Source organism: Kitasatospora sp. A2-31 (assembly GCF_022288725.1).
In the GTDB taxonomy this organism is placed as follows: domain Bacteria; phylum Actinomycetota; class Actinomycetes; order Streptomycetales; family Streptomycetaceae; genus Kitasatospora.
Genome location: NZ_JAKNTA010000027.1, coordinates 20,959 through 28,970, shown reverse-complemented (window position 1 = coordinate 28,970; position 8,012 = coordinate 20,959). Strand labels below are relative to the sequence as shown.

The window sequence follows — 8,012 nt, the reverse complement described above, 5'->3', positions numbered from 1 at the left end:
CCCCCGCCGCCTCCGGCGCCGCGTCCGGCAAGGGCGGCAACGGGCAGACCTGCGGCGCCGGCGATCTGGTCCTCAGCGCGAAGACCGAGTCCCAGGCCGGCGGCTACATCCTGATCACCGCCATGGCCAAGCCGGGCGTCTCCTGCACGCTCCCCGCGGCCCACCCCACCGTCGCGTTCGGTTCGGGCGGCATCGAGGCCACCAACGCCGAGCAGGCCGCCGGCACCCCGATCCCCCTGAGCGGCGCCAAGGTCGCCTACGCAGGTGTCATGGCGAAGACCACCAAGGGCAACCAGGCCGTCGAGTTCACCGACGTCATCGTGGCCATCGGCAACACCGACCCGAACCCGGCCGGCATCCCGGTCGGCAGGACTCCGGTCGACAAGCCGATCGTCACCAACTGGCACACCGTCCCGAAGGACGCCGTCCCCAGCCTCTGACGACCCGCCACGGCCCCCTCGCCCGGCCCCTCGGGGGGCTGCCGGGTGTCAGGGGACGAGGACGACCTTGCCGAGGTTGCGGCGGGACTCGACGAGGGCGTGCGCGCGGGCGGCCTCCGCCAGCGGGATCCGGGCGTGGACGCGGGTGCGGAGCACACCCGTGCGGTGGAGCTCCCACAGCTCGCCCAGCCAACGCGCGTACAGCTCGGGCTCGTTCCTGGCGATGGCGGCCATCTGGAAGCCGACGACCGAGGCACCGCGGACCAGCAGCTCGAAGGCGTCGACCGTGCCGCCGCCGGAGCTGAAGGCGACCAGCCGGCCGCCGGGGGCCAGGGCCCGCACGGCGGGCCCGAGGAGGTCGCCCCCGACGCCGTCGAGGACGACGTCGACCGGCTCGCCCCAGCCCTCGTCCCCGTAGAGCACGACCTCGTCGGCGCCCAGCGCGCGGACGAACTCCGCCTTGTCCGGGCTGCCGACGGCCGCGACCACGCGGGAGGCGCCACCGGCCTTCGCGTACTGCAGGGCGAGGGTGCCGACCGCGCTGGCCGCCGCGGTCACCAGCACGGACTCCCCCGCAGCGGGGCGGCCCGCCTCGTAGGCGCCGCGCGCCACCAGGCCGCTGCGGACCAGGGCGACGGCGTCGACGGCACTCGCCCGCTCGGGCACCCGCGAGGCGAACGCCTGGTGCACCAGCGCCAGTTCGGCGTACGAGTGGGCGAAGCAGATGCCGGTGACGCGGTCACCCGGCGCGAATCCGCTGACGCCCTCGCCGACGGCGGCGACCGTGCCCGCGACCTCGCCGCCGAGCGCGCCGGCCTCGCTGCCCTCGCGCACCTTCCGGACGGTGGGCAGCGAGACGCCGATCGCCTCGGTGTGCACGAGAACCTCCCCCGGGCCCGGGACGGGAGCAGGAACGTCCTCGACGAAGAGGACCTCGGGACCGCCGTTGACCTCATAGCGGACACGACGCATGGGCACACCTCCGAAGCACGGAACAGGATCATTGGGATTCCCAACGACTTGCCCGCAGCCTACGAAGGATTCATGGGGATGTCCAACGATTACCGGTAGGCTCGCCCCATGACGCCCCCCGAGCCCTTCCGAGCCCTGGAACACATCCAGTCCCTGCCGAGCTGGCTGGCCGGCCGGGTGGCCGCGCGCGGCCGGAGCCTGGTCGCCGCGGCGATCGCCGAGGAGGGGCTGAAGCTGCCGCACCTCGCCGTACTCGCGGCGGTCTGCGAGTACGGGCCGGTCGCCCAGGCCGACCTGGTGCGCCGGCTGTCGATCGACGCCAAGGACCTGGTCGGCCTCCTCAACCACCTGGAGAGCGCCGGCCTGGCGGTCCGCGCACCCGACCCGCGCGACCGCCGCAAGAACGCCGTGACGGTGACGCCCCAGGGCGTCCGCACCCTGCGACGGTGCGCGGAGCTGGCCGAACAGGCCAACGAGGACCTGCTCTCACCTCTCGACGCCACCGAACGCAGGCAGCTGATCGCCCTGCTGACCCGGCTGCACCAGGCATAGGCCCGTGTGCAAGTGACGGTGCGTCGACGGTGTCCTCGCCGGGGAGAAGACCATGACCGAAATGGGGTTGGACACCGGCGGCAAGGCTGGTAGCGTCCGTGAAGCCGTGAAGGAACGCGAGGAGGTGAGACCCATGAAGGCTGTATGCGGGTGGGTGCTCCCCCTTGTCGTCACGGCGGGCGACTGACATAGAGGTGTCGCCGGGAGCGCCTGGAACGAGGCTCTCCTGAAAGGCAACACCGATGAATTCTGTGCAATCGAACGAGCGAACCGGCGACCGGTCGGTCGCCGTGGTCCGGATCTCGGACACGCAGTGGCACGCCGTGGAGGACGACCGGGTGGTCGGCCGCGGCGACGCCTCGCACCGGCCCGACGGGCGGCTGTTCGTGAGCGTCGACGCGTGGCACGGCCCGGTCTTCGACCGCATCGCCGCTGCGCTGGTCGCCGACCTGCCGGCGCCGCTGTACGCGGTGGTCGACGAGGCGGACGAGGAGTCGACCACGGCCTGGCAGCGGGCCGGCTTCACGGTCGGACGCCGCGAGTGGGGCTACCTGGTGCCCACCGATCCCGAGGTCACCGGGCTCGGACCGGTGCGTCCTCCCACGGGTGTGACCGTCGTCTCCGCCGACGCGGTGGAGGAGGCTCCGCTACGGGCCCTGGACCGCGTCGTCCGCGAGGAGGTCGAGGCCGGTGCGGGCTGGCGGACGATGCCGGCCGAAATCCTGCCCAGGTCGGCGTGGTACACCCCGGCCGACCGGTCGCAGTACGTGGTGGCGCGGGAGTCCGACGGGTACGTGGGCTTGATCCGGATGGCGCCGCTGCGGCAGCCGCGGATCGGACTGATCGCCGTCCGGGCCGACCGGCAGCACCGGGGCATCGCCCGCGCCCTGCTGGCCCACGCGCTGGGCTCGCTGCACCATTGCGGGAAGGCGTCGGCATGGGCCGAGGTCGACGAGACCAACACGGCGGCCACCGCCCTGTTCGACGGCATCGGCGCCCGGCGCGCGGGCGCCGTCCTGGAGCTCGTCCGCCGCTGACGCCGCGCCGCGCACCCCAAAAGCGTTCCCCACTGACCATCCCCATCCCCCGCACCGTCACCCGACGGAGAAGTGAGACGACATGACGAAAACAGCAGGTGGCATCGAAGTCGAGGGCACCGTCCTCGAATGCCTGCGCAATGCCACCTTCCGGGTGGAGCTCCAGAACGGACACACCGTCCTGGCCCACATCAGCGGGAAGATCCGCAAGAACTACATCAAGATCCTTCCGTACGACCGGGTCCTCGTCGAGCTCAGCCCCTACGACCTCAGCCGCGGCCGGATCCGCTACCGGTACCGGTCATAGCGGCGTGACGCGGGCGCCCGGCGCCCGCGTCCCGGCTCCGGCGCCCCGCGGTGTCCGACGGCCCGTCCGGTTCCCCGGCGAGCCCGACACGGACGTCACGAGCACCGGAGGTCCGGATCGTGGTGTTTCGTGGGAGCGGCACATCCGGACCGTACGGGCGCGAGAGGCCGGGACATGGCGGACACGGGACGGGCCCGCACGGGTACGGCGCCGGCGGCGCCGGGGGCCGGTTGGCGCTCCCGCGCGCCGCTGCTGGCGGTGTGCTCCGGGTACTTCATGGTGATCCTGGACGTCACGATCATCAACGTCGCCGTGCCGGCGGTGGGTCGTGACCTGGGGGCGTCGCTGACGGGCATCCAGTGGATCACCGACGGCTACACCCTGGCCTTCGCCGGCCTGCTGCTGACCGGCGGCGCCCTGGGCGACCGGCTGGGCAACCGGCGGGTCTTCTGCTGGGGCGTGGCCGTGTTCACCGCGGCGTCGGCGGCGTGCGCGGCCGCGCAGAGCACCGCGTTCCTGGTCGCCGCCCGCCTGGTGGAGGGAGTCGGCGCGGCGCTGATCGTGCCCGGCTCCCTGGCCCTGCTCCAGCAGGCCTACCCCGCGCCGGACGCCCGTTCGCGGGCGTTCGGCCTGTGGGGCGCCATGGCCGGGATCGCGGCCTCCGCCGGCCCGCTGCTCGGCGGGCTGCTGGTCTCGACCGCGGGCTGGCGCTGGGTGTTCCTCGTCAACCTGCCCGTGGGCGCGGTCTGCCTGGTGCTCACGCTGCGCTGGGTGGCCGCCTCCCCCCGGCACCGGGACCGGGCCCTGGACTGGCCGGCGCAGGGCGCCGTGGTGGCCGCCGTGGCCCTGCTGACCGCCACGCTCAACGAGGCCGGCCGGCGCGGCTGGACGGATCCGGCCGTGCTCGCCGGCGCGGGCCTGACGGTGGCGGCCGCGGCGGCCTTCGCACTGCGCGAACACCTGACCCGCAGACCCGTTCTCCCCCTGCGCCTGCTGCGCTCGCGCGCGCTGAGCGGCGGCGCCGTCATCGGGCTGCTGTTCAACTTCGCCTTCTACGGCATGGTGTTCACGGCCAGCCTGTACTTCCAGCACCAGCGCGGTGACAGCGCCCTGGCCACCGGGGCGGCCCTGTTCCCCGCGGTGGCGATGACCATGTTCGCCTCGGCCCTGTCCGGACGGCTGGCCCGGCACACCGGCGACCGTCCCCTGGTGATCGGCGGCATGCTCCTGGCGGCCCTCGGCCTGGCCGGGTGGGCCGCCGCCGGGCCCGACCCCGCGTACCCGCTGCTGATCGCCCCGATGATGGCCGCCGGGTTCGGCACCTCGTTCGCCCTGACCGGTTCCACCACCACTGTGATGAGCGCCGTTCCGGGCGGCTACGCGGGAACGGCGTCCGCCCTGTTCAACACCGCCCGCCAGGTCGGCAGCGCCACCGCGGTGGCCCTCGGCGGCACCCTGCTCGCCAGGGCCGCGAACTACGGCACCGGCCTGCGCACCAGCATGGCGATCGGGGCCACCGCGTATCTGCTGGCCGCGGCCCTGGCGGCCGTCTGCGTCCCGGCGCGGCAGCGGCCGGGGAGCGCCGGGAGCTGAGGGACGGCCTCGTGCGGGCCCTCGTCAGGCCGGACGCGCGGCGCCGGCGCGGCGGGTGTCGGGGCCGTGCAGGCGCTGTTCAGCGGTGCGCCAGGCCGCGGTGACGGCGCGGTGGGCGGCGGCCGTCGCCTCGGCGACGTCGCCGTCCAGGTGGAACGGGGTGCCGAGGTGGACGTGCAGGGCGGGGCGGCGCAGCGGGGCGGTGGCGAGTCCGGCGAGCTGTTTGGCGGCGCTGCCCGAGGCCAGGCGGCGGGCGCCGCACTGGCCGAGCGGGACCACGGGGGCGCCGCCGGCCGCGGCGAGGCGGGCCAGGCCGGTGCGGAAGGCGGCGGGCTGGGTGTCGCGGGAGTCGCGGCGCTCGGGCAGGCCGCCCTCGCCGTAGATGAGGACGACGCGGCCGGCCGCGAGTGCCGTCGCGGCGGCGTCGAGGGCGGTGGCGGCGCGGGCCGTGCCGCGGTGGACGGGGATGTGGCCGCCGGCCCGCAGGATGCTGCCGAGGACGGGTGTCCGCCAGAGTCCGGCGGTCGCCATCACCACCGGTTCGGTGCCCAGGCGGTGGAGTGCGGCCAGGACGACGGCCGGGTCGGCGAGCGAGCTGTGGTTGGCCGCGACGATGCTGCCCGGGGCGACCGGGCCCGCGGTCTCGGAGGTGACGGACAGGCGGCCGAGGGCGGGCACCAGGGCGCTGGCGATCCGGCTGAGCATGGGTGTTCGTTCCTTCGTGGAGCCTTCGGCGAGGTGGTGGTGCCATCCTCGCGAAGTGCCGGTGCCAGCGCCTGAGTCGTGGTACTCAGTCCGCTCTGGGTACGGGTCGGCTCCGGCCTCGGCGCGCTGGCCCTGCCGGGTACTCAGGGAGCGGTGAACAGGCCGGGGAAGGCGGGGGCCAGCCACGGCCGGCGGCCCCAGGCGAGGACCTTGCCGCGGGTGAGGGCGTCGACGGCGGTGTAGCGGCCCAGGGCGATGAGGAGGAACGCCACCGGTTCGGTGAGGATCGTGCAGTCCGGGCGCCGCGGCGGTTCGGTGCCGACCACGGCGGTGCCGTCGGTGAAGGTCACCGCGAATCCGCCCAGGCCGCGTATCCGCAGGCGGTAGCAGGCGTTGTGGCCGGCCGCGGTGCGGGGGTCGGTCACCCGGGGCATGGCGGTGCGCAGGAACGGCATGGTCAGGGCGACGCGGTGGCGGTCGATCGGGTGCGGCCGGCGCAGGGCGACGGCGATGTCGTAGAGGTGGCCGAGCATGTGGGTCAGCAGGTAGGCGCCGAGGGTGTCGAGGTCCATCGGGCCGAGCGGGGTGCGGACCGGTTCGGTGCCGGTGCGCGGGCCGGCTGCCGCCGTGAACCGTCCGGCCTGCCGGGCGATCTCCTCGGCGAGGACGGCCGGGTCCCGCTGCGGCCGTGCGGCCAGCGAGGCGGCGTTCGCCGCGGCCAGGGAGGCGGGGGTGCCGTCCCCGTAGGGGCGTTCCTCGCCGGCGGCCAGGTCGGCCATCAGCTCGTTGGCCATCGCCAGGTGGGCGGCGGCCTCGGCGACCGTCCACTCGGCGCCGGGTATCGGGGTGTCGCCGCGGCAGCCGGCGAGCAGGGCGACGGCCTCGTCGCCGACCGCGGTGACGGCCTCGAGGAGCGCGGTGCGGGCGGCCCCGGGGCGGCCGTGCTGAGGGAGCGGGAGCGTCATGACGGAGAAGAGTGGCCGACTCCCGCACGGCTGTCCAGGGTGGTGCAGTCACGCCTTGCGGCGGGCAGAGCGGCCGGTCCCGCCGCGCGGTGCCGGCGCCGCCGCGCGGTGGCGGCGCCGGTCGCGTGGGGGCCGTGGGTTCGCGGGGTCAGGAGTTCCTGCCGCGGGCGGCCACCTGCCAGCGGGCCACCAGCTCGCCGCCGTCGACCACGGCGACGTCGTCGACGAGGTTGACCGCGACGCACACGTGGTTGGGGACGACGCGCAGCCGTTCCCCGAGGGCGGGCAGGTCGCTGTCGTCGGGCCAGGTGACGGTGGCGTGGTGTTCGGACAGTGCCGTGATGCGGGCTTCGGGGTGGTCCTTGAGCCGGCCGAAGCCGGTCGCCCAGGCGGCCCGGTCGCCGCCGAGGATCTTGCTGCCCGCGTCCAGGACGAGCCGCCGTGGTGCGGTGTCGTCCCCCTCGTGCCGGCTGACGACGGTCGCCGCGACCGTCAGCGCGATGTCCGCCATGGTGCAGCGGCCGAGTTCGAGCTGCTGGGCGTCGCCGAACACGTAGACGCCCGGGCGTACCTCGGTGGCGGCGGAGGTGCCGGTCAGTTCCGCGGTCGGGGTGGATCCGCCGCTCACCCGGGTGACCTCGAAGCCTGCGGCGGCGAGCAGTTCGGCGGCCTGCGCGAGGGTCTGCTGCTCCTGCTCGGCCGCCGTGGCGGGCATGCCCGGTGCGTAACCGTGGCCGGGGAAGGTGAACACTCCGGCGACGCGCAGGCCGGCGCGGGCTGCCGCGCGGGCCACCGTCACGGCCTGTTCGGGGCGGACGCCGCTGCGGTGGTGGCCGCTGTCGATCTCCACCATGACCTCGATGTCGCCGGCCGCGGCCCCGAGGTGGCGCCCGGCCGTCTCGGCGGCTTCGGCGGAGTCCGTTCCGATGGCGATCCTCGCCCGGGTGGCGAGCTTCTGCAGCCGCTGCGCCTGCCGGGGTCCGATCCACAGCGGGTAGGCGATGAAGAGGTCGGTGGCGCCGTGGTCGGCGAAGACCTCGGCCTCGCCGATGGTCGCGACCGTCAGCCCGACGGCCCCCGCGGCGAGCTGGCGGGCGGCGACCTCCGGCATCTTGTGGGTCTTGGCGTGGGGGCGCAGCCGCAGGCCCTTGGCCTGGAGTGCTGCGGCCATGCGCTCGATGTTCCGTTCGAGGACGTCCAGTTCGACCATGATGTCGGGGGTGTCGATCTCGGCCGGGATTGTGCTCATCGGTGTCCTCTTCAGCTCGCGTCGCGCCGGACGGGTTCTCGTGCCACGAGGATAGGTTCGAGCCGTTCGTGCGGGGCGACCGCGTCGGGCGGTGGGGCCGGTGGGGGTCCGGTCCGCTCTCCCGCACCGGTGGCGAGCGGATCAAGGCGGACGACGAGGCGTGGCCGCCGGCGGGCGCCCCGGCCCGCGGGG

The 8,012-nt window shown here is 74.8% G+C and carries 9 protein-coding genes and 1 pseudogene; 6 read left to right on the top strand and 4 right to left on the bottom strand.

The window, feature by feature from the left end; genetic code table 11:
- Positions 1-440 (top strand): annotated as a pseudogene (locus MCM47_RS37220) (hypothetical protein); the annotation flags it as partial.
- 48 nt (positions 441-488) lie between these two features.
- Here MCM47_RS37220 and MCM47_RS37215 read toward each other — a convergent pair.
- Positions 489-1,412, bottom strand: coding sequence for a zinc-binding dehydrogenase (locus MCM47_RS37215; RefSeq protein WP_238951444.1), 924 nt, complete (start codon positions 1,410-1,412; stop codon positions 489-491).
- 108 nt (positions 1,413-1,520) lie between these two features.
- Between MCM47_RS37215 and MCM47_RS37210 the strand changes: the two genes are divergently transcribed.
- The 5 genes from MCM47_RS37210 (at position 1,521) to MCM47_RS37195 (ending at position 4,901) form a co-directional block, all read left to right on the top strand.
- Positions 1,521-1,964 (top strand): MarR family winged helix-turn-helix transcriptional regulator, encoded by a 444-nt coding sequence (locus MCM47_RS37210; protein ID WP_238951443.1) that lies wholly within the window; start codon positions 1,521-1,523, stop codon positions 1,962-1,964.
- A 52-nt stretch (positions 1,965-2,016) separates the two neighbouring features.
- Positions 2,017-2,151 (top strand): hypothetical protein, encoded by a 135-nt coding sequence (locus MCM47_RS42105; RefSeq protein ID WP_255753326.1) that lies wholly within the window; start codon positions 2,017-2,019, stop codon positions 2,149-2,151.
- A 55-nt stretch (positions 2,152-2,206) separates the two neighbouring features.
- A complete protein-coding gene (locus tag MCM47_RS37205) occupies positions 2,207-3,001 on the top strand; it encodes an N-acetyltransferase (protein ID WP_238951442.1) in 795 nt (264 codons plus the stop codon).
- Between the two features lie 82 nt (positions 3,002-3,083).
- Positions 3,084-3,308 (top strand): translation initiation factor IF-1, encoded by a 225-nt coding sequence (infA, locus tag MCM47_RS37200; protein WP_238951441.1) that lies wholly within the window; start codon positions 3,084-3,086, stop codon positions 3,306-3,308.
- 174 nt (positions 3,309-3,482) lie between these two features.
- Positions 3,483-4,901, top strand: a complete 1,419-nt coding sequence (locus MCM47_RS37195) for an MFS transporter (protein WP_238951440.1) — start codon at positions 3,483-3,485, stop codon at positions 4,899-4,901.
- Between the two features lie 24 nt (positions 4,902-4,925).
- Here the strand turns inward: MCM47_RS37195 and MCM47_RS37190 are convergent, their stop codons facing one another.
- From MCM47_RS37190 to MCM47_RS37180, 3 genes are all read right to left on the bottom strand, one after another.
- A complete protein-coding gene (locus MCM47_RS37190) occupies positions 4,926-5,606 on the bottom strand; it encodes a lysophospholipid acyltransferase family protein (RefSeq protein WP_238951439.1) in 681 nt (226 codons plus the stop codon).
- A gap of 143 nt (positions 5,607-5,749) precedes the next feature.
- A complete protein-coding gene (locus MCM47_RS37185; RefSeq protein ID WP_238951438.1) occupies positions 5,750-6,571 on the bottom strand; it encodes a maleylpyruvate isomerase family mycothiol-dependent enzyme in 822 nt (273 codons plus the stop codon).
- A 148-nt stretch (positions 6,572-6,719) separates the two neighbouring features.
- A complete protein-coding gene (locus tag MCM47_RS37180; RefSeq protein ID WP_238951437.1) occupies positions 6,720-7,820 on the bottom strand; it encodes an alanine racemase in 1,101 nt (366 codons plus the stop codon).
- Between the last annotated feature and the right edge of the window lie 192 nt (positions 7,821-8,012).

Coding starts and splice junctions, on each gene's coding strand:
- MCM47_RS42105 (WP_255753326.1), top strand. CDS start 2,017: ATGACCGAAATGGGGTTGGACACCGGCGGCAAGGCTGGTAGCGTCCGT.
- MCM47_RS37210 (WP_238951443.1), top strand. CDS start 1,521: ATGACGCCCCCCGAGCCCTTCCGAGCCCTGGAACACATCCAGTCCCTG.
- MCM47_RS37185 (WP_238951438.1), bottom strand. CDS start 6,571: ATGACGCTCCCGCTCCCTCAGCACGGCCGCCCCGGGGCCGCCCGCACC.
- MCM47_RS37190 (WP_238951439.1), bottom strand. CDS start 5,606: ATGCTCAGCCGGATCGCCAGCGCCCTGGTGCCCGCCCTCGGCCGCCTG.
- MCM47_RS37215 (WP_238951444.1), bottom strand. CDS start 1,412: ATGCGTCGTGTCCGCTATGAGGTCAACGGCGGTCCCGAGGTCCTCTTC.
- infA (WP_238951441.1), top strand. CDS start 3,084: ATGACGAAAACAGCAGGTGGCATCGAAGTCGAGGGCACCGTCCTCGAA.
- MCM47_RS37195 (WP_238951440.1), top strand. CDS start 3,483: ATGGCGGACACGGGACGGGCCCGCACGGGTACGGCGCCGGCGGCGCCG.
- MCM47_RS37180 (WP_238951437.1), bottom strand. CDS start 7,820: ATGAGCACAATCCCGGCCGAGATCGACACCCCCGACATCATGGTCGAA.
- MCM47_RS37205 (WP_238951442.1), top strand. CDS start 2,207: ATGAATTCTGTGCAATCGAACGAGCGAACCGGCGACCGGTCGGTCGCC.